This window comes from Nonomuraea rhodomycinica, from assembly GCF_013363995.1.
GTDB classification, from domain to species: domain Bacteria; phylum Actinomycetota; class Actinomycetes; order Streptosporangiales; family Streptosporangiaceae; genus Nonomuraea; species Nonomuraea rhodomycinica.
Window position 1 is genome coordinate 117,235 of record NZ_JABWGO010000001.1, and the last position, 24,804, is coordinate 142,038.

At 75.4% G+C, this 24,804-nt stretch carries 25 protein-coding genes; 13 read left to right on the plus strand and 12 right to left on the minus strand.

Annotated features, from left to right (window positions below; genetic code table 11):
- Positions 1 to 78: 78 nt before the first annotated feature.
- Positions 79 to 4,185, minus strand: coding sequence for an nSTAND1 domain-containing NTPase (locus HT134_RS00600; protein ID WP_175598278.1), 4,107 nt, complete (start codon positions 4,183 to 4,185; stop codon positions 79 to 81).
- A 581-nt stretch (positions 4,186 to 4,766) separates the two neighbouring features.
- Here HT134_RS00600 and HT134_RS00605 point away from each other — a divergent pair.
- Together HT134_RS00605 and HT134_RS48000 are read left to right on the plus strand one after the other, a co-directional pair.
- Positions 4,767 to 5,093 (plus strand): DUF6355 family natural product biosynthesis protein, encoded by a 327-nt coding sequence (locus tag HT134_RS00605; RefSeq protein WP_175598279.1) that lies wholly within the window; start codon positions 4,767 to 4,769, stop codon positions 5,091 to 5,093.
- A 363-nt stretch (positions 5,094 to 5,456) separates the two neighbouring features.
- A complete protein-coding gene (locus HT134_RS48000; protein ID WP_175598280.1) occupies positions 5,457 to 6,620 on the plus strand; it encodes a class I SAM-dependent methyltransferase in 1,164 nt (387 codons plus the stop codon).
- Positions 6,621 to 6,633: 13 nt separating this feature from the next.
- Here the strand turns inward: HT134_RS48000 and HT134_RS00615 are convergent, their stop codons facing one another.
- Positions 6,634 to 6,846 carry a DUF5708 family protein gene (locus tag HT134_RS00615; protein WP_175598281.1) on the minus strand — a complete coding sequence of 71 codons (213 nt, stop codon included), beginning with the start codon at positions 6,844 to 6,846 and terminating at the stop codon, positions 6,634 to 6,636.
- 123 nt (positions 6,847 to 6,969) lie between these two features.
- Positions 6,970 to 7,329 (minus strand): DUF488 domain-containing protein, encoded by a 360-nt coding sequence (locus HT134_RS00620; protein WP_175598282.1) that lies wholly within the window; start codon positions 7,327 to 7,329, stop codon positions 6,970 to 6,972.
- 139 nt (positions 7,330 to 7,468) lie between these two features.
- Between HT134_RS00620 and HT134_RS00625 the strand changes: the two genes are divergently transcribed.
- A complete protein-coding gene (locus HT134_RS00625; RefSeq protein WP_175598283.1) occupies positions 7,469 to 7,873 on the plus strand; it encodes a nuclear transport factor 2 family protein in 405 nt (134 codons plus the stop codon).
- A 133-nt stretch (positions 7,874 to 8,006) separates the two neighbouring features.
- On the opposite strand, the gene HT134_RS00630 is transcribed toward HT134_RS00625, so the two are convergent.
- Positions 8,007 to 8,351, minus strand: coding sequence for a MerR family transcriptional regulator (locus tag HT134_RS00630; protein ID WP_175598284.1), 345 nt, complete (start codon positions 8,349 to 8,351; stop codon positions 8,007 to 8,009).
- 95 nt (positions 8,352 to 8,446) lie between these two features.
- Here HT134_RS00630 and HT134_RS00635 point away from each other — a divergent pair, with 95 nt between their 5' ends.
- The 4 genes from HT134_RS00635 (at position 8,447) to HT134_RS00650 (ending at position 12,722) form a co-directional block, all read left to right on the plus strand.
- The gene (locus HT134_RS00635) at positions 8,447 to 9,250 is read left to right on the plus strand and encodes an aminotransferase class IV family protein (protein WP_175598285.1); all 804 of its coding nucleotides are present in this window, start codon (positions 8,447 to 8,449) and stop codon (positions 9,248 to 9,250) included.
- An 86-nt stretch (positions 9,251 to 9,336) separates the two neighbouring features.
- The gene (locus HT134_RS00640; protein WP_175598286.1) at positions 9,337 to 10,113 is read left to right on the plus strand and encodes an SDR family oxidoreductase; all 777 of its coding nucleotides are present in this window, start codon (positions 9,337 to 9,339) and stop codon (positions 10,111 to 10,113) included.
- A gap of 410 nt (positions 10,114 to 10,523) precedes the next feature.
- Positions 10,524 to 12,134, plus strand: coding sequence for an OmpA family protein (locus HT134_RS47470; RefSeq protein WP_175598287.1), 1,611 nt, complete (start codon positions 10,524 to 10,526; stop codon positions 12,132 to 12,134).
- A 60-nt stretch (positions 12,135 to 12,194) separates the two neighbouring features.
- Entirely contained in the window at positions 12,195 to 12,722 is a 528-nt protein-coding gene (locus HT134_RS00650; protein ID WP_175598288.1) for a GNAT family N-acetyltransferase, read from the plus strand.
- On the opposite strand, the gene HT134_RS00655 is transcribed toward HT134_RS00650, so the two are convergent.
- Positions 12,695 to 13,594, minus strand: coding sequence for a LysR family transcriptional regulator (locus tag HT134_RS00655; protein ID WP_175598289.1), 900 nt, complete (start codon positions 13,592 to 13,594; stop codon positions 12,695 to 12,697). The two genes, HT134_RS00650 and HT134_RS00655, sit on opposite strands and share 28 nt — an antisense overlap.
- An 81-nt stretch (positions 13,595 to 13,675) precedes the next feature.
- Here HT134_RS00655 and HT134_RS00660 point away from each other — a divergent pair, with 81 nt between their 5' ends.
- The gene (locus HT134_RS00660; RefSeq protein WP_175598290.1) at positions 13,676 to 14,869 is read left to right on the plus strand and encodes an MFS transporter; all 1,194 of its coding nucleotides are present in this window, start codon (positions 13,676 to 13,678) and stop codon (positions 14,867 to 14,869) included.
- 11 nt (positions 14,870 to 14,880) lie between these two features.
- Entirely contained in the window at positions 14,881 to 15,693 is an 813-nt protein-coding gene (locus HT134_RS00665; RefSeq protein ID WP_175598291.1) for an alpha/beta fold hydrolase, read from the plus strand.
- 310 nt (positions 15,694 to 16,003) lie between these two features.
- Here HT134_RS00665 and HT134_RS00670 read toward each other — a convergent pair whose 3' ends face one another.
- The 4 genes from HT134_RS00670 to HT134_RS00685 all read right to left on the minus strand — a co-directional run bounded on the left by HT134_RS00670 (position 16,004) and on the right by HT134_RS00685 (position 18,209).
- Positions 16,004 to 16,348 (minus strand): TraR/DksA family transcriptional regulator, encoded by a 345-nt coding sequence (locus HT134_RS00670; RefSeq protein ID WP_175598292.1) that lies wholly within the window; start codon positions 16,346 to 16,348, stop codon positions 16,004 to 16,006.
- Between the two features lie 137 nt (positions 16,349 to 16,485).
- Positions 16,486 to 17,403: a rod shape-determining protein gene (locus HT134_RS00675; protein ID WP_175598293.1), complete on the minus strand. Its 918-nt coding sequence runs from the start codon at positions 17,401 to 17,403 to the stop codon at positions 16,486 to 16,488.
- A complete protein-coding gene (locus tag HT134_RS00680; RefSeq protein ID WP_175598294.1) occupies positions 17,400 to 17,690 on the minus strand; it encodes a TraR/DksA C4-type zinc finger protein in 291 nt (96 codons plus the stop codon). Before HT134_RS00680 ends, HT134_RS00675 begins: the two co-directional genes overlap by 4 nt.
- 150 nt (positions 17,691 to 17,840) lie before the next feature.
- The gene (locus HT134_RS00685) at positions 17,841 to 18,209 is read right to left on the minus strand and encodes a hypothetical protein (protein ID WP_175598295.1); all 369 of its coding nucleotides are present in this window, start codon (positions 18,207 to 18,209) and stop codon (positions 17,841 to 17,843) included.
- A 140-nt stretch (positions 18,210 to 18,349) separates the two neighbouring features.
- On the opposite strand from HT134_RS00685, the gene HT134_RS00690 reads away from it, so the two are divergent.
- Both HT134_RS00690 and secD read left to right on the plus strand, forming a co-directional pair.
- Positions 18,350 to 18,754 (plus strand): hypothetical protein, encoded by a 405-nt coding sequence (locus HT134_RS00690; protein WP_175598296.1) that lies wholly within the window; start codon positions 18,350 to 18,352, stop codon positions 18,752 to 18,754.
- A 41-nt stretch (positions 18,755 to 18,795) separates the two neighbouring features.
- Complete coding sequence (gene secD, locus HT134_RS00695; RefSeq protein ID WP_175598297.1) at positions 18,796 to 21,045, plus strand: protein translocase subunit SecD; 2,250 nt, start codon at positions 18,796 to 18,798, stop codon at positions 21,043 to 21,045.
- 60 nt (positions 21,046 to 21,105) lie between these two features.
- Here secD and HT134_RS00700 read toward each other — a convergent pair whose 3' ends face one another.
- Both HT134_RS00700 and HT134_RS00705 read right to left on the minus strand, forming a co-directional pair.
- Entirely contained in the window at positions 21,106 to 21,744 is a 639-nt protein-coding gene (locus HT134_RS00700; RefSeq protein ID WP_175598298.1) for an SRPBCC family protein, read from the minus strand.
- Positions 21,741 to 22,118 (minus strand): ArsR/SmtB family transcription factor, encoded by a 378-nt coding sequence (locus HT134_RS00705; protein WP_175598299.1) that lies wholly within the window; start codon positions 22,116 to 22,118, stop codon positions 21,741 to 21,743. Before HT134_RS00705 ends, HT134_RS00700 begins: the two co-directional genes overlap by 4 nt.
- A 182-nt stretch (positions 22,119 to 22,300) precedes the next feature.
- Here HT134_RS00705 and HT134_RS00710 point away from each other — a divergent pair, with 182 nt between their 5' ends.
- Positions 22,301 to 23,062, plus strand: coding sequence for a class I SAM-dependent methyltransferase (locus HT134_RS00710; protein ID WP_175598300.1), 762 nt, complete (start codon positions 22,301 to 22,303; stop codon positions 23,060 to 23,062).
- A gap of 19 nt (positions 23,063 to 23,081) precedes the next feature.
- Here HT134_RS00710 and HT134_RS00715 read toward each other — a convergent pair whose 3' ends face one another.
- Positions 23,082 to 23,909 (minus strand): oxidoreductase, encoded by an 828-nt coding sequence (locus tag HT134_RS00715; RefSeq protein WP_175598301.1) that lies wholly within the window; start codon positions 23,907 to 23,909, stop codon positions 23,082 to 23,084.
- 173 nt (positions 23,910 to 24,082) lie between these two features.
- On the opposite strand from HT134_RS00715, the gene HT134_RS00720 reads away from it, so the two are divergent.
- Positions 24,083 to 24,601, plus strand: coding sequence for a DinB family protein (locus tag HT134_RS00720; RefSeq protein WP_175598302.1), 519 nt, complete (start codon positions 24,083 to 24,085; stop codon positions 24,599 to 24,601).
- Positions 24,602 to 24,804: the final 203 nt, after the last annotated feature.

Genomic DNA, 24,804 nt, shown 5'->3' on the forward strand with positions numbered 1-24,804 from the left:
GTCAGCGGGCGTCTTCCTGGAGGCCCTCGGCCCCGTGCGGCGGGTGGCGGCCAGGCCGGCTGTGCCGTGACAGAGGATTCAGCAGGGAGGGACGAGAGCGAGGCCGGGAAAGTGCTCCGCCCACTCGGAAGGCGTGATGACCGGGTGGGCGAGGGCGCAGACGCGGGCGGCCACGCGCTCCGGGTCGGGGTCCCACAGCCGCACCGTCCCGTCGCCGCCGGCCGTGGCCAGCGTGCGGCCGTCGGCGCCGAACGCCGCCGCGCGGACCGAGTCGCCGTGACCGGTCAGCACGGCCAGCGGGCGCGGCGCCGCCGGGCGCGCGAGGTCCCACAGCCGCACGGTCCGGTCGTCGCCGGCGGTCGCGAGCAGGCCGCCCCGGCGGCCGAACGCGACCGCGCTGACCCCGGACCGGTGCCCGGTCAGGGTGGCGAGCGGTCGCGGCCGGCCGGGCGCGGTGAGGTCCCACAGCCGGGCCGTCCGGTCGAAGCCGGCGCTGGCGAGCAGGCGCCCGTCCGGGCTGAAGCCGACCGCGTGGACGGTGCTCCGGTGCCCGCGCAGCGTGGCCGCCAGGGCCGGGCGGCGCGGGTCGGCGAGGTCCCACAGCCGTACGGCGCCGTCGAACCCGGCGCTCGCCAGCCTGCGCCCGTCCGGTGAGAACGCCACCGCGTACAGGGAGCCGGCCCGGCCGTCGAACGCGGCGAGCGGCGCCGGTCGGCGCGGGTCGGTGAGGTCCCACAGCCGCACGGTGTTGTCGAACCCGGCGCCGGCCAGCATCCGCCCGTCCGGGCTGAACGCGACCGCGCGGACCCGGGCGGTGTGCTCGGTGAGCGTGGGCAGCCGGGCCGGCTCCGCCGGGTCCGAGACGTCCCACAGCCGCACCGTCTCGTCCTCGCCCGCCGCCGCCAGCACCGTGCCGCCCCGGCCGAACGCCAGCGCGTACGTCGTGCCGGACGGGCTGTCGAGGACGCCGCGCGCGACGGGACGGTACGGGTCGGCCACGTCCCACAGCCGCACCGCCCGGCCGTCGCCGCCCGAGGCCAGCAGCCGCCCGCCCGGGTGGAAGGCCACCGCGCGCACGGGCCCCTCGTGGCCGCGCGCGACCGGCCCGCCCGTCTCCCACAGCCGGGCCGTGTGGTCCCAGCTCGCGCTGGCCAGGGTGCGCCCGTCCGGACTGAACGCCACGGAACCGACGGTGTCGCTGTGCCCGGTCAGCACGGAGACCGGGCGCGGCCGGCGCGGGTCGGAGACGTCCCACACCCTGATCTCGTGGTCCCAGCCGCCGGTGGCCACGGTCCGCCCGTCGGGGCCGAACCCGGCGGCGATGACCGGCCCCGAGTGGCCGGGCAGGGTGGCGAGCCGGTGCGGGTGGCGCGGGTCGGAGACGTCCCACAGCCCGCCCGTGCGGTCGTCGCTCCCCGTCGCGATCCTGGTGCCGTCGGGGCTGAAGGTGACGGCCCAGACGTCCTCGCCGTGCCCGGTGAGGGTGCCCAGGCGGCGCGGCCGGCGCGGGTCGGCGACGTCCCACAGGTGTCCCGTGTCGTCGTCTCCCGTCGTGGCGAGGGTACGGCCGTCGGGACTGAGGGCGGCGCCGCGCACGGCCCCGGCGTGGCCGGTCAGCGTGGCGAGCGGGCCCGGGTCGCGGGGGTCGGACAGGTCCCACAGCCGGGCGGTGCCGTCGTCGCTCACGGTGGCCGCCATGGAGCCGTCGGCGGTCAGCGCCACCGACCACGCGGCCCTGTCGTGGGCGGCGAACCCGGACACCGGGACCGGCCGCCGGGGATCGCCCACGTCCCACACCCGTACGGAGCCGTCGAGACCGGCGGTCACGAGCCGGCGCGCGTCGGCGCTGAGCGCGGCGGCCTCGACGTCGGCGCCGTCCCCCGCGAACTCCGACAGCGCGGCCGGCCGGTGCGGGTCGGTCACGTCCCACAGGCGGACGCCGTCGTCGCCGGCCGTGACGAGCAGGCGGCCGTCGCGGCTGAACAGTGCCCGGTTGACCCCCTCGCCCGCCGTCAGCCGCGCCGCGTACGGGGCGGTGAAGGCGGTGAGCAGGCCGCTGCGCGACTCGGGCGTGGCCGACAGCCGGTAGGCGGCGAGGCTGAGCTGCGCGGCCAGAGAGGGCGCCGCCTCGCGCAGGCCGGCGGCCTCGCCCGCGACCTTCTGCGACAGCGCCAGGTCGCGCTGCTCGGTGGCCTCCGCCCGGGTGCGCGCCGCGTACACGGTGGCCGAGGAGGCCAGCACCAGCAGGACGGCGAGCGTGGCCGCCAGGTGGCGCAGGCGGCGGGAGCGGCGGCGGGCCGCGGCATCCTCCGCGTCGCGCAGCGCGAGCCCGGCCTCCAGGAACTCCCGTTCGGCCGCGCCCGGCGCGGTGTCGGCGCATCCCGACGCGCCGGCGCCGGCCCGTGCCGCCCAGTCGTGCGCGGCCTGCAGCCGGGTGCCGCGGTAGAGCAGGGACGGGTCACGCCCCTCGCGCTCCCACGTCTCGGCCGCCTCCAGGATCTGCCGGCGCAGCCGCAGGCCGGCGCGGCCGGCGAGGATCCATTCGCGCAGCGCCGGCCAGGCCCGCAGCAGCGCCTCGTGCGCCGGCCAGGCCAGGCCGGCGTCCACGGTCAGCAGCCGCGCCCCGGCGAACGCCTCGACCACCGCGGCGGTGGCCTCCGGCGGGAAGTGCGACTCGGGCAGGCGGCGCGGGTCGACCGGGCGGCGGGTCTCGGTGTTGTCCTCGTTCACGCACACCATCTGCAGGAACAGCCGGCGCGCGATCTCCTGTCCGTGCGGGTCGAGCCCGTCGTGGACGCGCTGGGCGGTGGCGGCGACGGCGCCGCCGATGCCGCCGGTCAGCCGGTAGTCCTCGACGGTCAGGGTGTCGCCGCGCCGCCGCTGCCAGGTGACGAGCAGCGCGTGCGACAGCAGGGGCAGGACGCCCGGCTCCGGCAGAGGGCCGTGGCCGTGGCCGTCGCCGGGGGTGTCGGCCGGCACGCCCAGGTCGCGCAGCAGCAGCTCCACCAGGCCGGGCTCCAGGGTCAGGCCGGCGGCGCGGGCGGGGCCAGTGACGACCTCGCGCAGCTCCGCCGGGGTCATCGGGCCGAGCGGTAACTGGCCGTCGCGCAGCGCGTCCACCAGGCCGGGGTACGCGAGGCAGTGGCCGTAGAAGTCGGCCCGGATCCCGAGCACGACGAGCGCGGGCGGCGGCTCCGGCGTTCCGGATGTGCTGGGCGTGCCCCGCCGGTCGGCGGCCGGCGGGCGGAGGCTCAGGGCGTGGAGGGCGTCGAGGAACAGGTGGCGCTCGGCGAGGTCGGGGCAGAGCGTGAAGACCTCCTCGAGCTGGTCGACGACCATCACCAGCCGCGTCTCGACCGGCCATGTGTCGACCGGCCGTGTGTCCGGCACCGGCCGCCCGACCGGCACCGGCCGCCGGTCCGACGCCTGTCGCCCGTCCGACGCCGGCATCCCGTCCGAGACCCGCCGCCCATCCGACGCCGGCATCCCGTCCGGCGCGGCCTGCCCCTCCCGGACCGGTATCGAGTCCGGTCCCCGCCCGCTGTCCGGTACCCGACCCCTGCCTGGTCCCCGCCCTCTGCTCGGCCCTTGCCCTCCGTCCGGGACCGGGCGGCCGTCCAGTGCGGCCCGTACCTGCTCGGCGAGCCGGTCCGGGCCGTCGGCGAGTGCCAGTTCGAGGCCGGCAGCGTCCAGACCGGTGACCGCGGCGACGCGGGAGAGCAGCTCGGCGACCGGCCGCTCGCCGGGCGTGAACAGCAGCGCGGGCCAGGAACGGGAGCCGGGGACGGGGAGAGCGCCACGCCGGACGGCGGCCAGCAGCCCGGCCCGCAGCAGCGACGACTTGCCCGCCCCCGACGGGGCGACCACGGCCAGCGGTCCCTCGCCGCGCAGCCGTTCGGTCAGCCGGCTCACGAGCAGGGCGAGGGCACGTTCCCTGCCGAAGAACCAGCGCGAGTCCTCCGCCTCGTACGGGCGCAACCCCCGGTACGGGCAGGCGCCCGCCACCCGCTCGACCAGGGCGGCCAGTTGCCCGCCGGTCTCCAGCGCCTCGTCGCAGCCGCGGGCGACGCCCGGGGTGAGCGCCTTGTCGTCGGTCTCGACCTTGCTCAGGTAGCCCTTGGTGTAGTGGGTGCGCCGGGCCAGCTCGTTGAGGGACAGCCCGCGCTCCCGCCGCAGCCGCCGCAACCTGGCCCCCGGACTCTCCGCAAGGCCGTCGCCCTCCGCAAGGCCGTCCCTCGCCGGACGGTTGTCGGCCTTCGGAGGTGCGTCGCGCACCGGAAGGCCGTCACTCTCCGGAAGGCGATCTGTCCTCGGAGGGGCATCGCTTCCCGGAAGGCCGTCACTCTCCGGGGGGCCGTCGCTTTCGACAGGCCCTCGACCGGTCTCCACACTCTCGCCGCTCCCGGCGCCCTCAGCACCCTGCGCGACCTCGCCGCCCGCCGCCGTATCCGATGGCTCCGCTGTCTTGCGGCTCTCCGCGATCTCGGCCGACTCCGCGACCTGCCAGCCGTCCGCACCCGTCCGTTCCTCGGCCCGCACCCCGAGCACCGCCCTCTCCGACACCGTACGCGTCCGGCCGGACACCCACTGTATCCGCGCGGCCGAGCTCGCGAAGGCCGATGTGGGAGGCGGTTTCCCGGTTTCCTCCTCGCCCGGTGGGCCGGGAAACCCCTTCTGGCCGGCGGCTCGACGGCACGACGATCCACCTGTCGAACCCGGCCGCCGCACACGGCGGAGGCCGGTGGCACACAGCGAAGGAGAACACCATGACCAAGCTCACCGGGCTCCGCCGGGCGGCCGTCGCCGCCTCCGCCCTCTACACGATGACGATGCTCGCCGGTGGCGCGGCGTCCGCCGCGACGGCCGCGCCCGCCTCCGACGGCGTGCGCATCTCCATGGCCGCCGCCGCGGACTGCGGTCTCTACCGGGACGGGGACGCCGCGATGTACCGCAACTGCTCCGGCGGCAACGAGCGGATCCTCGTGACGTACATCCTGTCGCCCAGCGAGTACTTCTGCGTGGCGCCGGGCGAGTCGAGGTACGTGGGCCGCTGGAACTTCACCTTCCGGGCCTACGTCCGGGGGACCTGCTAGTCGTTCCGATCCCGGGGGCGCCTCCTCCGTGCGGTCCCGCGCCGCCGCACGCGCCCCCGCCCATTCGCCCACTTCACCCGTTCACCCGTTCACTCGTTCACCCGTACGCCCGGGCGGCCCTGGTGCCGTGGCGGGCCGTGTCCCGTCGCGCGTCCCCTTCGCGCGGCGGGGCTCCCCTTCCGGCCTGGACCGCTTTGCGGGCCCGTGACGGACTCCGATAGGCTGCCGTCTCCAGCAGTGGACGATCGAGGAGGTGAGACCCATTTCGCCAGATCAGGCCGGGTGCTCTCGCCTCGCGGTCGGGCCGGTTACCCGACGCGGCTGACCGGGAGAGCGCCCCAGGGCATTCCGGAAGGGCGCTTCATGTCAGTTTCACCGCTTTCCCTCACTCCCTCCGCCATCACGGCCCAGCTCAGAGCGGCCGGTTGCGTCTTCGCCGAGGACGAGGCCGAGTTGCTCACCTCCACCGCGCGCACCCCCGCCGACCTCGCCGCCATGGTGGACCGGCGCGTCGCGGGGCTCCCCCTTGAGCAGGTGCTCGGCTGGGCCGAGTTCTACGGCCTCCGGGTGACCCTGGATCCCGGGGTCTTCGTGCCGCGCCGCCGCAGCGAGCTCCTGGCGGCGCAGGCGATCGACCTGGCCCGGCGGACGCTCGCGACCGCCACCGGCAGTCCCGCGGCCGGAGCCGGTGCTCCCGCGCGCGGAGGCGGTCGTCCCGCGGCCGCCTCCGGTGGTCCGGCGGCCGGGCTCCGCGTGGTGGTCGTCGATCTCTGCTGCGGTTCGGGCGCGCTGGGCGCCGCCGTGGCGACCGCCCTTTCCACCCCCGCCACAGAGGAACGGGCCGCCATCGCAGGCCCTGCCGAAGTGCACACCGACGGCCGACGTCCTGCCGAGGCCCAGGTCGGCGACCCATATCTCGCCGGCACGCCCGCCACCGACGCGCACCTTACCGAGACGCAGGCCAACGAGCCGCATCCCGCCGAGACGCCCGTCAACGACCCGTGCCGTGTCGGAACGCACTCCGACAACGCGCACCCTGCCAGGACCCGGACCGGCGACCCGCGCCCTGTCGAGTCCCGTATCGGCGACGGGAGCCCCGTCGAGCTGCACGCCGTCGATCTCGACCCGGTCGCCGTCCGCTGCGCCCGGGGCAACCTCGCCCCCGTGGGAGGTCGCGTCCACCAGGGCGACCTCTACGAGCCGCTTCCCGAACGGCTGCGCGGCCGCGTCGGCGTCCTGCTGGCCAGCCCGCCGTACGTGCCGACCGGCGCCATCGGGCTGCTGCCCGCCGAGGCGCGCGAGCACGAGCCGCTGCTGGCGCTGGACGGTGGCGCGGACGGGCTCGACATCGTGCGCCGCGTGATCGCCGGGGCGCCGCTCTGGCTGGCCCCCGGCGGGCACCTCCTGGTGGAGACGAGCGAACGGCAGGCCGCGGACACGGCCGAGGCCATGGCGCGCGCCGGACTCACCCCCCGTGTGACGACCTCGGACGAGCTGTACGCGACCGTGGTCACCGGCACCAGGTGACGCGCCGCAGCCGTCACCGGTGGCCGGACGCGGTGCCATCATCGGCGCCGCTGACCACCTTGTACACCCCGTACAGGGTCTCCACCCCGCCGACGACCATGAGCACCACGCCGATCTTCGACGGTGTGAAGATGAAGATCTCCTCGTCCAGCCCGAACAGCCACAACGCGACCCCGCCCACGAACGTGGCCAGGCCGGTGAGCAGCGTCTTGCGAGCGGAGGTCATGCGAGCCTCTTTCCTTTCGGCAGCGGGGACACGACGCCCCGTCCGCCGGGAAATCTAGTGATGATCCGGGCGGGCGCGCTTCCTGCCGCGAGAGGAGATCCGGCTACATCTTTCGTGTGACGTTCAGGCGTCGAGGAGTCCGGCCAGCACGGCGGCGTGGCTGATGTCGGCGCGGGCGGTCGCGGTGAGCAGCGTCAGCGGGCCGTCCCCGGCGAGGCGGCGCAGGTGTTCCAGCGCCTCCGCCCGCTCCGGCTCCTCCAGCTCGGCTTGGTAGCGGCGGGTGAACTCGGCGAAGCGGTCGGGGTCGTGGCCGTACCAGCGGCGCAGCTCGGTCGACGGCGCGACCTGCTTGCACCACTCGTCGAACCGGGCCGCCTCCTTGGACAGCCCCCGGGGCCAGACCCGGTCGACCAGCACCCTTGTCCCGTCGTCGCCCGCCGGCTCCTCGTAGACCCGTCGCATCCGCACCCGCACCCCGGCCATGGCCCCTCACCGTCCATCCGTCGTCCTCCTGGTAGGGCGTTCCCGCCCGAAGCGGGTTCTCGCGGAATTGTCACAGGCGCTGTCTAGGCTGGTCGCGTCCTGAAGGGGGACGGGCGGGCACACTACGACGGGAGCTGCGATGGCGCTGGACCTCGACGACCGCACGGTGATCACGGAGCTGATCGCGATGCACGGCCACCTGGTCGACGGCGGCGAGCTCGACCGGCTGGACGAGGTCTTCACCGAGGACCTCCTCTACGACGTGACCGACCTCGGCGGCGGGATCATCGAGGGGCTGGCCGGGCTGCGGGCCGCGGCGCTCGCGATGGGCGAGGCCAACCCGGTCGGCCACCACGTCACCAACATCGTCCTCACCTCGCTGCCCGACGGCCGGGTGCGCGGCCTGTCCAAGGGCATCGGCGTCCGCGCCGACGGCACGTGCGGCAGCGTCACGTACGAGGACACGATCACGCGCTGCGAGCGCGGCTGGCGCATCAGCCACCGCAAAGTCCTCGCCCGCCGCGCCCCCCTCGGCGCACGCTGACCACCACCCCGTGGTCGTCGGCTGTCATCCGCCGTCGCAAGTCCGGCCCCGCACCCCGCGCCGTCGTCCGGGTCGCGACGCGGTCGCACAGGTCGGCGGGTCGGTCAGAGGTGCGACAGGAACCGGCAGGCGGTCAGGGACGCGACAGGAAACCGGCGAGGGCGCCGCGGCTGCGCTGCAGGTCGTCGATGCGCGCGTCCATGGCGGCCAGCTCCCCGTTGAGGATGTCCCATAGCTCCGCGCACCACTCGAACTCCGGGCGCTCACCCCGCACGCACGGCAGCACCTCACGGATGACCTCGGTGGACAGGCCCGCTCCCAGCAGGGCGCGGATCTGCCGCACGGTGACCACGGAGTCCTCGTCGTAGGAGCGGTAGCCGTTCGGGTCGCGCCGGGCGTCGAGCAATCCCTGTGCCTCGTAGTAGCGCAGCAGCCGCGCGCTCACCCCGGTGCGCCGGGACAACTCCCCGATCAGCATGCGACCCGCTCCCCCGCGTTTGACCTTGCCATCGATGTCAGGCCCTAACGTCGCCTCGTCAGCGGACATTCCGTATCAATCACTGGGAGTGATCTATGTCCTCTTTCGTGGTGCACCGTGACGGGCGCGCGGCGAGTGCCGAGGAGCTGGCGCCGCTCGCCTTCGCCGGGTACGCCCACTTCACCGCCATGCAGGTGCGCGGCGGCCGGGTCAGGGGCCTCGACCTGCACCTGGCCCGGCTGCGGTCGGCCTCGGTGGAGCTGTTCGGCCGGGCGCTGCCCGACGACCTGGTACGGGACCGCCTTCGGGCGGCGCTGTCGGACGGTCCGGGCGACGTCTCCCTGACGGCCACCGTGTACTCCCCGGAGGGCGAGTTCACCGCGGACGGGGCCGGCGCGGAGCCCGCGCTGCTGGTGCGCACCGGGCCCGCCGCGTCCGGCCCGCGCGGCCCGCTCGCCCTGGCGGTCGTCGAGTACGAACGGGTCCTCCCGGGTGTGAAGCACGTCGGCGAGGTGGCCAAGACGTACTTCCTGCGCCGGGCCGTCGAGCAGGGCTTCGACGACGCCGCGTTCGTGGACCGCCGGGGCCGGTTCAGCGAGGCGACCATCTGGAACCTGGCCTTCTGGGACGGCTCCGCGGTGGTGTGGCCGGAGGCGGAGATGCTGGAGGGGACCACTATGGGCGTCGTCCGCCGGCGGCTGACGGATGTGGGTGTGCCGCAGCGCGTCCAGGAGGTCCGGCCCGCCGACGTGCCGTCGATGGCGGGGGCCGTGGTCATGAACTCGTGGACGCCGGGGGTGGCGGTGCGCCGGATCGGCTCCGTGTCCCTGCCCGAGGCGCCGTCCTTCGTGGAGGCGCTGCACCGGGCGTACGCGTCGGAGCCGCTCACCGCGCCGTGAGGGCCCGGCGTGCACCGCGGTGCCTTGACCGCCGCGGGTACGACGAGAACCTGGAGGTCCGACCTAGCGCTTGGTAGGGTTAGCTCGTGCTGTTGCGGGACAGGGTGGCGGTGATCACCGGGGCGGGCCCGGGGCTGGGGCGCACGCTGGCGCGGCTCATGGCGGCCGAGGGCGCACGCGTCGTGGTCGCGGCGCGCACGGCGGAGACCGTCGAGCGGACGGCCGCCGAAGTGCCCGGGACGTGCGCCGTGGTGGCCGACGTCTCCCGCCGCGACGACGTCGAGCGGCTGGCCGGCCTCGTCGCCGAGCGTTTCGGCGGGGCGGACGTCCTGGTCAACGCCGCCTTCCCGGGCTCGCACCGCAGGAACGTGCTCGACATGGCGGAAGCCGACCTGGCGGCCTGGCGCGCGGCGGTGGACATCGCGGCGTACGGGACGCTGCTGGCCTGCCGGTTCATCGCGCCGCACATGGTCGCCCGCGGGTCCGGGGCGATCGTCAACGTCACGTCGATGTCCTCGCGCGCGGGTTACGCGGGACGCAGCGACTACGCGGCCGGCAAGGCGGCGGTCCACCTGCTGTCGCACTGCCTCGCCGACGAGCTCGGGCCGTACGGGGTGCGCGTGAACTGCGTGGCGCCGGGCTGGATCGCCTCGGAGGTCTTGGACGACTGGATGCGCGCCAGGGCCGTGGCCGAGGGGGCGACGTTCGAGGAGATCCGGGCGCGTGACGTGTCGGCGATGGCCCTGCGCCGCATCGCCACCGAGGAGGACGTCGCCCGGGCCGTGCTCTACCTCGCCTCCGACCAGGCCCGCTCGGTCACCGGCGCCACCCTCGACGTCAACGCCGGCCAGCACTTCAGCTGAGCGCCCGTCAGCCGGTGACGTCCCCGGCGGACGGCTCCGACAGCGCCCGTACGGCGCGCAGGAAGACCTGGCGGTCGTCCGGGGGCAGGCGGGCGAGGAGCCGGTCCTCGCCCCCGACTCCTGGAGCGTGTCGAGCGTGCCGATGATGCGGGTGTTGTCGGCGCCGATCGCCTCGGCGAGGGCGGCTTGGGTGCGTACCGCGCCGCCGTCGAGCGCGCCGAGCACGGCGTAGCCCCACGTGGAGATCCCGTGTGCCGCGAGCACGGGCAGTTCGGCTGACAGATGACAAGCAGCTGTAGATTATGTGCGGAGCTGACGTCTTCGCGGCAATGCGGCCCTTCGAAGGCCGTCCTCCCCCCGCGGCCACCCACCGAACGGCCGCTCTGACCTCGCACCGCAAGGAGCACGCCGTGACGACAGGCGTCCCGTTGATCCGCCGGATCGTGGCCCTGGGCGCCCCTCTCGTGCTCGCGGCGACCGGATGCGGCGTGCTGCCGTCGCGGGACGCCGCACCACGGCCGCCCGCCGGCACCTCAGCGGCCACCGCTCCGGGCTCGAGCGCTCCTGCCGGCACGCCGGCCACGAGCGCGCCGGCCGCGAGCGCGCCGGCCGCCACGGCGACCCCGTCGGGCCAGGACACCCGCCCCGCCTTGGCCGAGACCCGCAGCACCATGACCCCGGACCTGAAGGCCGAGGTCGTCGGGCTCCACCGCGTCAAGGGCAAGCACCTGGTCGTCCAGGTCCGCCTGTCCAACACCGGCACGGACAAGAAGCTGTCCTGGGCCGGCGAGATGGGCGACCACACCCGCCCGCTCGGCGAGATCAAGTGGGCCTCCGGCATCGGCGTCCTCGACACCCGCGCCCGCACCTGGATCCTCCCGTACAAGCCCGCCGGCGCCCCGTGCCTCTGCAGCGACCAGGACCGCGACGACCTCGGCCCGTTCATCGGACCCGGCGAGTCGATCACCGTGTACGCCGTCACGCCCGCTCCGGCGGGCAACCCGGCGACCGCCACGGTCGTCACCCCCGTCGGCCCGCCGATGCCGGACGTCCCCATCAGCGACGGCCCACCGGCCGGCGACTTCCCCGACCCGGACGCCGAGCCCGTCACCCCCGTCACGCGCCGCGTCGTCCTCCCGTCGGAGTCCCTGGACAAGTCGGAGGAGACCGCGGACGACGGCACGGACCTCCAGGTCAACCTCTCCTCCGACGTGCTGTTCGCGGTGAACCGGGCGACGCTCACCCCGCGGGCCAGGGTGATCCTCGCCCGCACCGCCAAGCTGGTCGACGCCTCCCCCGCCGCGGTGGTGAAGGTCGAGGGCCACGCCGACTCCTCGGGCAGCGACGCCGTCAACGACCCGCTGTCGCTGCGCCGCGCGCAGGCGGTCCGGCGCTCCCTGTCCGGCCTGCTCACCAGGCACGGCATCCGTTTCGAGGCCAAGGGGTACGGCTCCCGCCGCCCGCTGTACGGCAACGACAGCGAGGAGGGCAGGCGCCGCAACCGGCGCGTGACCGTCACCTTCGCCAGACCGCGGCCCGAGCCCGCCGACCCCGCCGCCGACGCCGTCTCCACGCTCGGCCCGGACCAGGAGCCGACCGGCACCGCCACGGCCGCGGGCCGGCCGGTCACCCTGCGGATCACGGGTCTGCGCCGGCTGGACGGCGGCATGGGCCTGCTGACCTACACGGTCACCAACGACGGCTCGGCCGAGGCGTGGTTCAACGAGCTCCACCACGCCCAGGACTGGGAGTCGTACAAGTACCAGGCCGCCGGCGATGTCCGCCTGACCGACGTCGCCGGCCGCCGCCGGTACCTGCCCGGCCGGCTCCAGGTCCCCACGGACGGCGGCGTGGACTCCTACTGCGCCTGCACCGACGTCTCCGGCGTCCGGGCCGGCACCGAGAAGTTCGCCCCCGGCCAGACCCGCGAGTTCTGGGGCCTGTTCGCGCTGCCCGAGACCGCCAGGACCCTCGACGTCAGGATCGCCTCCTTCCGCGACCTGCAGGTCCCGATCCGGTAGTCCCCCGCCCGGCGGTGAATGGGGTTGAGCGGCGGGCGAGCCCCGGGCACCATGAGGGTCATGGCCCGGTTCATCGACCCGACACCCCGGCTGCGCGTGTCGTTCCTGGAGGCGGTGGCCGAGTTCCGGGCCGACCGCGCCTATCCGCCCTCCTGGTTCGTGGGCGACGTCGACCCGCCCGCCCTGACCGATCCGGACGCGTTCGAGGCGTATGTCGCGCGCGTGCTGGGCGAGCGGTCCCAGGCGGGCACGCGGGAGGGGTTCGTCCCCATGACCACGCTGTGGTGGGCCGACGGCGACCGGTTCCTGGGCAGGATGGCCGTCCGGCACCGGCTGACCCCGGCGTTGGAGCGGCTCGGCGGCCACATCGGCTACGACGTGCGCCCCTCCGCCCGGCGCCGGGGGCACGCGACGGCCATGCTCGCCGCCGCGCTGCCGGTCGCCCGGTCGCTGGGCCTGTCCGAGGTGCTGGTGATGTGCGACCTGACCAACACGGCCTCGCGGCGGGTCATCGAGGCCAACGGCGGACGGCTCGTCGACGTCACCGCGCACAAGCGCCGCTACTGGGTGCCGACCGCGGCCTCCTGACCCCTCGGTGCGCCGGTCAGGTGCTCCACGAAGCGGGCGACGGCGGCCGTCGGGTGCGGGGGCGGGTTCCACACCAGGCCGATCGGGCGGTGCTGGGCCGGGACCAGCGGCCGGTACGCCGGGTCGTCCACCTCGGGCGTGGCCGGCAGCGGCAGGATGCCCACCCCGAGCCCGGCGGCGATGAGCCCGCGCACGGTGGCGATCTCCTCGCTCTCGAACGCGATGACCGGCTCGAACCCCGCCTCCTGGCACAGCGCGTCGATCACCCGGCGCAGGTCCGTGGTCGGGGCGAAGGCGATGAACGGCTCGGCCCGTACGTCCCGCAGCGTGACGGAGTCGGCGGCGGCCAGCGGGTGGTCGGCGGGCAGGGCGATGCACAGCCGCTGCTCGCGCAGGCGGTGCCAGCGGGCCGCGCTCCCGGCCGGCGGCGGGGTGACCAGCGCGGCGTCGATGTCGCCGTCGTGCAGCCAGGCCAGCAGCTCGCGGGCGAAGCCCTGGCGCAGCTCGAACCGGATGCCGGGCGTGACCGCGCGGTAGTCGCGCAGGATCTGCGGCACCAGCCACCGCCCCACCGAGTGCAGGAACCCCAGCCGGATCAGGCCCGTGTCCGGGTTGGCCAGCGCCTCCACCCGGCGGCGGGCGTCGTCCAGCTCGGCCACCGCCCGCGCGGCGTGCTCGCGCAGCAGCGCGCCGAACCGGTTGACGGCCAGCCGCCGCCCGCGCCGGTGGAACAGCTCCACCCCCAGGTCGGCCTCCAGCCGGGCCAGCGCCCGCGACAGCGTGGACTGGTTGACGCCTTCCAGCGCCGCGGTGTCGCGCATGTTCTCTGTGTCACACAACGACAGGAACCAGCGCAGGGTCTGCACGTCCATCCAGCGATGATGCTTGGTGCGCATCAGCTACGTCAAACGCTGCATTTTGCGCATCAGAGCCGCTGGGGCAGCATCGGGGCCGTGTCCTCCTCAGTCGGGGCGGAGGAGCGCGTCCACCGCCGGATCAGGTACGGGCTGATGTGCGGCGGCCTGGCGAACTTCCTGGCCCTCTACTACGTCCAGCCGCTGCTGCCCGGCGTCGCGCGCCACTTCGGCGTGAGCGCCTCGGAGTCCACGGCGGTCCTGTCGCGGGCCACGATCACGATGGCCGTGGCGCTGCTGTTCGTCGGGCCGCTCTCCGACATGACCGGCCGGGTGGGGATCATGCGGCTGTCGCTGGTCGCGTCCGGGGTGCTGGGCCTGGCCACCGCGTTCGCGCCGACCTGGCACAGCATGCTCGTCCTGCGCGGCCTCCAGGGCGTCGCCCTGGCGGGGCTGCCCGCCGTGGCGCTCGCCTACCTGCGCGAGGAGACGCCGCCCGGCTCGCACGTCCGCGCCAACGCCACCTACATCATGGGCACCGCGCTCGGCGGCGCCGCCGGCCGGCTGCTGCCCGGGCCGCTGCACGAGCTGTGGGGCTGGACGGGCGCGAGCGCCGCCGTCGGCGTCGTCACGCTGGTGTGCGGGATCGGCCTGTGGGCGCTGGTGCCGCCCTCGCGGCACTTCGAGCGGTCCAGCCCGCGCCTGGGCGGCCTGCTCGCCAACACCGGCCGCACCCTCAAGGATCCCACCCTGGTGGTGCTGTGCCTGGTGGGCGCGGCGACCATGGGCGCGTTCGTCGGCCTGTGCAACGCGCTGGCCTTCCGGCTGGAGGGCGCGCCGTACCTGCTGGGCGGCGCCGCGGCGCTGGCCTTCCTGGCCTACCCTGTGGGGATTCCGGCGCCGCTGGCCGCCGGCCGGCTGGCCCTGCGGCGCGGGCGCGGCCCGGCGGCGCTGCACGGCGTCGCGCTGCTGGGGGCCGGCGTGCTGCTGACCCGCATGAGCGCGCTGCCGGCCATCGTGGCCGGCCTGGGCGTGCTGACCTTCGCCTTCCTCGGCACGCACTCGCTGGTCAGCGGCTGGGTCTCCGACCGCGCGCAGCGGGTGGGCGTCGGCGTGGGCCAGGCCGCCGGGCTGTACCTGCTCGCCTACTATGCCGGCAGCTCGGTGTTCGGCGCGCTGGCCGCCTACCAGTGGCAGAGTGCCGGATGGCCCAGCGTCATCACCGGCGCCATCGTCCTGACCGCCGTGGCCGGGCTGCTCGTCGTCCTGGCCCGCCGCTTCGACACCCCGTGAGGTACGCGATCATGTCCCCACTCGCCGGCATCGTCACCGGTACGGCCGTCGCCCCCGACGGCGTCCCCCTGGCCTATCAGGCCGGCGGCCGGGGCGAGCCCCTCGTGCTGCTGTCCGGGCAGGCCAACAGCCATCACTGGTGGGACGGCGTCCGCGCCGGCTTCGAGGACGCCCACCGCACGATCACCCTCGACTGGCGCGGCACCGGGGACAGCGGCAAGCCCGACGAGCCGTACACCACCCGGGCGCTCGCCGCCGACGTGGTCGCCGTCCTCGACGACCTCGGCGTCGAACGGGCCCACGTCTACGGCACGTCCATGGGCGGGCGGGTCGCGCAGTGGCTGGCCGCCGACCATCCGGGCCGGGTCGGCTCGCTCGTGCTCGGCTGCACCTCGCCGGGCGGCCGGCACGGCGTCGAGCGCGACAACAGCGTGCGCCGGGCGCTCGCCCAGCCGGACCGCGAAGCGGCCGGGCGCGCCCTGGCCGAGCTGATGTACACGCCGCGCTGGCTGGCCGCCCATCCCGGGCCGTACACCACGACCGGAGACCCGGGCATGCCCGCGCACGCCCGGCGGCGGCACCTGGCGGCCAGCAACGGCCACGACGCCTGGGACGTCCTGCCCGGCATCACCGCGCCCACCCTGGTGCTGCACGGCACCGACGACCTGATGACCCCGGCCGACAACGCGCCGCTGCTCGCCGAGCGCATCCCGGGCGCGCGGATGATCCTCGTCGCGGGCGCCCGGCACGCCTACTTCGAGGAGTTCCAGGACTACGCCACCCCGGTCGTGCTGGACTTCCTGGCGGGGCGCATGCACGCCTGACCCCGCCGCACGGTCCCGCTCGGGCCGGGGCCGGCGACGCGCCGCACGACGTCGCCGCGTACGTGCCGGCTCACCCGCCTCGTGGCCGGCGCCTTCGACCTCGTCGGCGGTTCAGCTCCGCTGTGGACGACGCGATCGAGCTCCCGCGAGCCGGGTCTGGGCGCGTCCCTGCCGGGCGCCGACCGCAAGGGCGGCTGGGACGGTCGGCCGAGGTGCTGCCGCAGGTCGTGCCGTTCCTGTCCGCCGGCTGAGAGCCCCGCTCCCCGCCCGGCCTGCGCGGTCGTGCGCCGGCCGGGCGGGTTTCGGCGGGTCAGGCGGCCTCGTGCCGGCGCTGGCAGGCGATGCAGTAGCGGGCCAGCGGGCGGATCTTCAGCCGTTCGAACGGGATCGCCGCCTCGCACTCGGCGCAGCGGCCGTAGCCGCCCTCCGCCAGCCGGTCGAGCGCCTGGGTGAGCTCGGCGACGGCGCGGTCGGCGGTGACGATGGAGACCGACAGCTCCTGCCAGGTCTCGTCGGCCCCGGTGCCCTCGCTCGCCTCCTCCTGCAGGCCGGCCAGGTGGCCGCGCCGCCGGGCGAGCTGCTCCTGGAGCTCCTGGCGCAGGACGTCGATCTGCACGCTGCTCAGGTGGGTCTGTCCGCTGGTTCCGGTGGTCATCGTGAAGTGGTCCTTTCGGGAAGTCGTCGAAGGCCGGCGGCCCGGTGGCTGGCCGGCGCGGGGCCGGGCGGTCACGCCGGCCGGTCGCGTCACGGCGACCGGTCGGCGAAAGGCGCGCGGCTCCGGTGAGGTGTCGCTCAGCGGCCGGCGGCGAGGCCGCCGGCCATGGCGGGTTGGAGGCACAGGCGGGTCAGTCCGCGTACGGTCGCGTGGGCCGGCTCGGGCGCGGCCTCGACCGGCAGCCGCAGCGTCTCCCGCAGCCGGTGCGCCAGCCGCGGTTGCAGGGCTCCGCCGCCGGTCAGCAGCAGGCCCCCGTCGCGCGCGGCCGGACGCAGCCGCGCCGGCAGGCGGCGCAGCAGGCGGGCGGTCATCTCCACGACCCCGTCGAGGGCGTACGACGGCAGGCCCGTGCCCGTCGTGGCGCTCAACTGGAGGGCCAGCGCGTCGGTGACGACGCCGTCGCGGATGACGACCGCCTCGACGATGCCCGCCCCCACGTCGAGCAGCAGGACCGGCCGGGAGCCGGCGACGTCCAGCCCGGCGCCGACGGCGGCGGCCAGGGGCTCCTCGACGAGGGTCACCGCGCACCCGGCCGCCTCGCTCACCGCGGCGCGGACCGCGGCGCGGTCGCTCGCCGTGGCGGCCACCGGCACGCCCGCCAGCACCCGCTCCAGCGGCCACGCGCCGCTCAGCCGGGCGTCGTGCAGCACGAGCCGGACCAGCCGGTGGCAGGCGCCCGGGTCGGCGACCATGCCGTGCCGCAACGGCCGCACCAGCCCGGACCCGGCCGTGGAAGCCCGGCCGAGGCCGCCGGGCGCGGCCGCCCCGCCCGGGTCCCCTGGAGCGCGCGTCCGGCCCGGGTCGCCTGGAGCAGGCGTCCGGCCCTGGGCACCTGGAGCAGGCGTCCGGTCCGGGTCGGGTGCGGTCGGCCGGCGCGGGTGGGCGGGCACGGCCGAGGGCCGGTCGGCGATCGCGAACCCGCCCGCCGCCAGCGACCGGGTCCGCGCCGTGCCCAGGTCGAGCGCCACGAACGCCGGCCGTACCGGGGCGTTCACGCGGCCGCCCCATGGCCGGACAGGACGGCGCAGCCGTCGCACGCGTGCCGCTCCGGTGCCCGCAGCAGCCGCTCGAAAGCGATGAGCGCCCCGCACCTGCGGCACACGCCGTAGACGCCGCGGTCCATGCGTTCGAGCGCCGCCTCGACCGCGGCGGCCCGCTCGTCGTCGCCCAGCGCGCGGGCGGCGCCGAGCCGGTCGTGGAGCAGGGCGCGCAGCTCCTCCAGCTGCGCCAGGTGCTGGTCGTAACGCTGCAGCAGGGTGTGAACTGATCTGACGTCGGCCATGACGACCACGGCTCCTTGCGTACGTGAAGGGCCGTCCACGGCGAGAGCGGGACGGCGATGCCGGCCCCCGGCCCGGCCGTCGGGCGCGGGGCAGGGGCGCGCGACACCCGGGCGTGCGGGCGCGCGTACAGGAGATCGAAGAGCGGACGGCTAGATCAGCGGCGGGCTGCGTGAACCCGTGGCGCGGTGTCCGACCTGCTGGGGATCGCGGATCGCGGCCGAGCCGAGACCCGGCGCGGGCAGCAGCGGGCCGTGGGCGGCCTCGACGGCGCGCTCGCCCCGCAGCGCCAGCCACAGCACGTGGTGCTCGCGGACGCTCGCGTTCTGCGGCGGCAGGCTCGACAGCTGCCCGTCGCCCGCCCCGGGGACCCAGGTCTGCGCGGCCGCCGCCGAACGGTGCCCCGTGTCACCGCCGTACCAGGCGGGAAGCGAGCCGATCATCAGCAGGCTCAACAGGACCAGGCCCACCACGCCCGTGAACGCGGCGGACCCACGTGGTGTTCTCCACGGTCCCGTCATAGGCCCGACCATAGCCCAGCCCGCGCGGAAAGGCACATGCCCTCACCAGCCAGATCACCCGGACGGCCGCGGCGGGGTACGGTGGCCCCGAACCCACCCCGTCGCACGACCCCGGCACGAGACCAGGGAGAGGAGGACGCGTGCGCACTCGCCTGGCCGCCGCGCTCGTCCTCCTGCTGCACCTGCTCGCCCCGGTCCCGGCGAACGGCCCCGCCCTCGCCCCGCCGTCCCACCCGTCGATCCGGGCCGCCGAGGCGCTCCGGACCCCCGCGGGAATCCGGGCCGACGCGGCGGCCCAGGCCGTCGAGGCCGTCCTCACCCAGGTCCTCCAGGCTCCGGGATACCCCCACGAGGAACGCGCGTCGCGCGGGCACCCGCACGCCATGGCGCCGGCCGCGTCCGGCGGCCTGGCGGTGCTGCCCGGCACGGCCGTTCCCGTCACGGGCTCGCGGCGGGCGGCCGCCGCGACCGCCCCCGGCCTGCCCCGTCCGAGGCCGGACCGCCGCGCGGCGCCGGCCCGCGCTCCGCCCTCCTCCACGCGCTGACGCTCGTTCCCGTTCGTCGACGAAAGCCCGTGGAGGCTCCCATGTCACGTGCGCCCGTGTGGCGCGCGGTGGTCGCGTGCGCCGTCATCGCCACCGCATTCATCCTCGCGTTCACCCTGTCGCCGCGCCTCGGTCTCGACCTGCGCGGCGGCACCCAGCTCGTGTTCGAGACCCGCGACTCCCCCACCGCCAAGGCCGACTCCGAGGCCACCGACCGGGCGCTGGACGTGCTCCGGCGCCGGGCCGACGCGCTCGGCGTCGTCGATCCCACGCTCGTGCGCTCCGGCGAGCGGCGGATCATCGTGGAACTGCCCGGCGTGCTCGACCCGCGCCAGGCCGCCGAGGTCATCGGCAGGACCGCCCAGCTCGCCTTCCATCCCGTCCAGGGCGCCGCCGGCCCCGAGGAGCAAGGGGACGCCGTCCTCGCGGACGAGTCCGGGGCCCGGCTGCGGCTCGGGCCCGCCGCCGTCAGCGGCGCCGCCGTGACGGACGCGGCCGCCCGCAGCGACCCGCAGCAGGGGCCCGGCTGGTTCGTCACCGTCGACTTCCGCGACGCCGGGGCCTGGCAGCGGCTGACCGGCGCGGCGGCCTGCGAGGCGCCCGGCGATCCGAGGCGGCGGGTCGCGATCGTCCTGGACCGCGAGATCATCTCCTCTCCGCAGGTGGACCCGTCGGTGGCGTGCCGGGCCGGCATGCCGGGCGGGTCCACGCAGATCACCGGCTCGTTCACCCAGCAGGAGGCCGACGAGCTGGCCGTGCTCATCAAGGGCGGCGCCCTGCCGGTGCCGCTGACGCTGGTCGAGCAGCGCACCGTCGGCCCCACGCTCGGCGAGCAGGCCATCGAGGCCAGCGCCAAGGCGGGCGTGGCCGGGCTGGCGCTGACCGCGCTGTTCATCGTCGTCGTCTACCGCGTGGTGGGCCTGCTCGCGGCCGTGGCGCTGGCCGTCTACGGGCTCATCTCGTACGCGGCGCTGCTCGCGCTCGGCGCGACGCTGACGCTGCCCGGCCTGGCCGGGTTCGTGCTGGCGGTCGGCATGGCCGTGGACGCCAACGTCCTGGTCTTCGAACGCGCCCGCGAGGAGTACGGCCGGCGACCCGGCCGGGGCCTGCGGGCCGCCCTGGACCGGGGCTTCCGGCACGCGTGGAGCGCCATCGCCGACTCCGGCATCACCACGCTGCTGGCCGCCGGTCTGCTGTTCTGGCTGGCGTCGGGGCCGGTGCGCGGGTTCGGCGTCACGCTGGCCATCGGCGTGCTGGCCTCGCTCGTGTCGGCCATGCTCGTCACCCGCGTCCTCGTCCACCTCGCCGCCGGACGGCTGAGCCCGCGGGTGTCCGGTCTGGGGGGCGTCGGACGGGTCAGGACGTGGGTCACCAGGCGGGCCCCGGACCTGATGGCGCGCGGCCGGCTCTGGCTCGGCCTCGCGGGCGCGCTCACCGCCGCCGCCGTCGCGGGCCTGGTCCTGCACGGGCTGAACGTCGGGGTGGAGTTCACCGGGGGACGCCTGGTCGAGTTCGCCGCGAGCCGGCCCGTGGGCGCGGAGACGGCCCGGCAGGTCGTGACCGGCGCCGGGCATCCGCAGGCCGTGGTGCAGGTCTCCGGCGAGGCGATCACCGTACGGACCGGGCAGATCTCCGCGGACGAGGTGGCCGGCCTGGAGCGGGCCCTGGACGCCGGGGTCGGCGAGGTGACCAAGCAGCGCGACGAGCTGATCGGGCCGAGCCTGGGCGAGGAGCTGCGCCGCAACGCGTTCGTCGCGCTCGGCGTGGCGCTCGGGGCGCAGCTGCTCTACCTGGCGGTCAGGTTCCGGTGGACGTTCGGGGCCGCCGCCGTGCTGGCGCTGGTGGTGGACGCGGCGGCCGTCGTGGGCGCGTTCGCCTGGCTGGGCAAGCCGGTGGACGGGGTGTTCCTGGCCGCCATGCTCACCGTCATCGGGTACTCGATCAACGACAAGGTGGTGGTGTTCGACCGGGTCCGGGAGCTGTGGGGCGCGCACCGGGACAGGCCGTTCGCCGAGGTGGTCAACGGGGCGATCCTGCAGACCGTGCCGCGCACGGTCAACACCGGCATGGGCGCGCTGTTCATCCTGGTGGCGCTGGCCGTCTTCGGCGGCGACTCGCTGCGGGACTTCGCGATCGCGCTGGTCATCGGCATCGTGGCCGGGACGGCGTCCTCGGCGTTCGTGGCCGGGCCGCTGGCGGTCGAGCTGGAACGGCGCGGCGACCGGCCGCCGCCGGAGCCGGCCGGGAAGCGCAAGGCCCCGGCCAGGAACGGCTCCGGGGCCGTCGTCTGAGCGGGGGACGTGATGCCGCCGGCCCCGGGGCGGGCGGCATCACGTCCCCCGCGCCCGCGGCTACTGCCCGCTCGCGGGGGCGCCGGGCTCCGGGGCGTAGAAGCCGAGGGTGTTCTTGACCATGGCGGCCACGGTCTCGGGCGACTCGCCCGCCTTCCGGTGCGCCTCGCCCCACGCCTCCGCGCTGACCGTCATGCACCGGCGGGCCTCCTCGCTCGCCTCCCACGCCCTGGGGTCGCCGATCGAGCCGCCGGCCAGGTGCAGGCCGAGGCCCAGCACGGTGAGGTCCCAGCCGACGCCCACCGCGCCGGGCCCGTACGTGGACCACATCCCGGGCGGCACCGTCGCCACGTGCCGCAGCTCGAACAGCGTGCTGTCCTTACCCTCGGCCGTCAGGCGCACCTCGACCTCCGACAGGCCCGGGGCGTCACCCATCACCCAGGACACCTTCAGCAGGCCGGGCGGCTCGCAGCGCAGGATCTCGCCGCCCGCGTTGCCCTGGAGCTGGTAGTGGCCGCCGACGCGGAAGTCGCCGCTGACCGGCAGGAACCACCGGGCGATCCGCTCGGGGTCGGTGCAGGCGTCCCACACGTCCTCGACGGCGGCCTCGTAGCGCCGGCTGATCGTCACGGTCTTGGTCTCGCCGTCCTCGCCCACCTCCCGGTGGGCCAGCTTGATCTGGTCGATGATCTCGATCATGTCTGCTCGTCTCTGGTCGGCGCCGGCGGCGGGGCCGGCGGGTCAGGGTCGCGGCGGCGGCGTCTGCCGCGCGCCAGCTCGGTGGCCAGGGCGTCGAGCCGGTTCTCCCAGAATCCGCGGAAGCGCTCCAGCCACACGTCGACCTCCCGTAGCGGGGTGGGATCGACGGCGTAGAGGCGGCGCGCCCCGTCGGCCCGCACAGTGGCGAACCCGCTGTCGCGCAGCACCCGCAGGTGCTGGGAGACGGCGGGCTGGGAGATCCCGTACTCGTGCCTGATGACGGTGGTGACCTCGCCGGAGCTCAGCTCGCCGTCGGCGAGCAGCTCCAGGATCCGGCGCCGGACCGGGTCGCCGAGAACGTCGAACGCATGCACTCCGAAAGTATGCCGACAGCTGCTTATATAAGTCAACTCTTATAAGCGACACGAGGCGGCGCGGCCGATGTCTTTGCCTTACCTGGACGCCTTCCAGGCGCGCCGGTCGTTGAGCGGGCGGCCGGGGCTGCCTACATTTCCAGGGCCCATGGCCGTACCGTCACCCGTCTGGTGGTCCCGACGTGAAACACAACCGTTCGAGCCTCGCCCACCAAGCCCGCTACGCCCTCACCCACCCGGGGCGCGTCGTGCCGCACCTGCGCCGGCTGGCGCGCGACGCCTGGCTGCGGCTGCGCACGCGCGACCACGTCGCGTACTACCGGGCCGTCATGCGATCCGACACGGCCCGCAGCCCCGAGGGGGCCGTCGGCTCCCACTCGCACAAGCGCTGGCTGGCGCTCGGGCGCATGCAGTTCGACTACCTGAAGGAGCACGGGCTCAAGCCGGAGTTCCGGATGCTGGAGATCGGCTGCGGCAACCTGCGGGCCGGCCACCTGTTCATCGACTACCTCGACCAGGGCAACTACTACGGCATCGACATCTCCCCCGACATCCTCTTCGCCGCCCAGGACACGATCGTCGCCCACGGCCTGCGCGACAAGCTGCCGCACCTGACGCCGGTGCGCGACCTGCGCTTCGCGTTCCTGCCCGACGCGCACTTCGACGTCGTCCACGCCCACAGCGTCTTCTCGCACTCGCCGCTGCCCGTCATCGAGGAGTGCTTCGCGCACGTGGGCCGCGTCCTGCGGCCGCAGGGCTGGTTCGACTTCACCTTCGACCGCACGGAGGGGCAGGAGCACCACGTGCTGCGCGAGGACTTCTACTACCGCACCGAGACGCTCGTCGCGCTCGCCGGCAGGTACGGGCTGAACGCCGTGTTCATGGACGACTGGGAACGGCTGCCGCACAAGCAGTCGAAGATCCGCATCACCAGGCGGGCGTGACCCCGGGCGTCCGGGGCGGTCAGAAGCCGGTCGAGAGGGCGGTGGGCCGCCACCGGTCCAGCTCACGGCGGACGAGGTCGAGCTTGGCCTCCACCCGTTCGACCGCGTCCGCGCCGAGCTGCAGGCGCAGCGGAGGCTCGCCGGCCTCCGCGACGTCCACGATCACGGCGGCGGCCTTCGCCGGGTCGCCCGGCTGACGGCCGTCGCCGGCGGCCAGGGCCGCCCGGGTGGGGCCCGCGCCGGCGTCGTAGTCCGGGATGGACGCGGGCTCGACCCGGAGGCTCGCGCCGTTGAGGAAGTCCGTGCGGAAGCCGCCCGGCTCGACGACGACGACCCGCACGCCGAGGGGCGCCAGTTCGCCGTGGAGCGCTTCGGAGATGCCCTCGACGGCGAACTTCGTCGCGCCGTACAGGCCCGTGCCCGGGGCGGTCGCGAACCCGGCCACCGAACCGATGTTCACGACGCACCCGGACCGCTGGGCGCGCAGCGTGGGAAGCGTCGCGCGCAACGTGTTCAGCACGCCGAAGACGTTGACGTCGAACAGGTCGCGCGCCGCCTCGTCGGACACCTCCTCGACCGCGCCCACCAGCCCGTATCCGGCGTTGTTGACCACGACGTCGATCCGGCCGAACGCGGCCAGCCCCGCGTCCACCGCGGCCCGCAGCCGCTCCTGGGAGGTGACGTCCGCGCTCACGGCCAGCAGCCCGTCGGGCTGGTCCGGGTACGCCTTGAGGATCGCCTCCACGTCCCGGGCCGTGGCGACGACCTCGTGCCCGCGAGACAGTGCTTCCCGCACGATCTCCGCCCCGAGACCCCGCGACGCCCCGGTGACAAACCACACACTCATGATCTTCCCCTGTGAGTCGGATCGGCTGCGTGGTGACGTTACAAGTTAGAGTCGGCTCTACCTCAAGGGGCGGTCGCGGCCGGCCGACGCGCCAGTCGAGGCCGCGCATGCCCGGTGTCCGGAACGGTTTGGTGCGGACGTCCCGGCGGCTCGGGCGTGGCATCATGCCAGGCATGACTTGGACCGCCCCCGAGGTGACCCGTCCCGAGGGGTCACTGCTCGCGCCCGAGGCCGACCTGCTGCCGGGCCTGCTCGACTGGCACCGCGCGACGTTCCTGCACAAGTGCGCGGGCCTCACCGGCGAGCAGCTCGCCGCCACGCCGATCCCCTGGTCGAACCTGTCGCTGCTGGGCCTGATCCGGCACCTGGCGAAGGTGGAGCACATCTGGTTCCGGCGGTCCCTGCTCGGGGAGGACGTCCCGAAGCTCTACTCCACGCCCGAGCGGCCCGACGCCGACTTCGAGGACCTCGACCCGGCGCGGGCCGAGGCCGAGTACGCGGTGCTGCTGGAGCAGCAGGACCTGGCCCGCAAGGCCGCGGCCGGGGTGCCGATGGACACCACGTTCGAGAACGCGGGCTGGGGCACGGTGACCGTGCGGCTGCTGCACAACCACATGATCGGCGAGTACGCCCGGCACAACGGGCACGCCGACATGATCCGGCAGGGCGTGGACGGCGTCACCGGCGCCTGAGCCCTCGCCGCGCCCCGGCGATCGCCACCACCGCGGTCGGCTTCTCCGCCAACGTCGGCACTTCACCCTGGGCGCGGCGACCGGCTCGGCCGTCGGCGGCGTCATCGTCGCGGCGGGCGCCCTGCGCTGGGCCGGTCTGACCGGCGCGGCACTGAGCCTGGCGGGCCTGGCCCTGGCCTACCTCGCCCTGCCCCGCGAGCCCG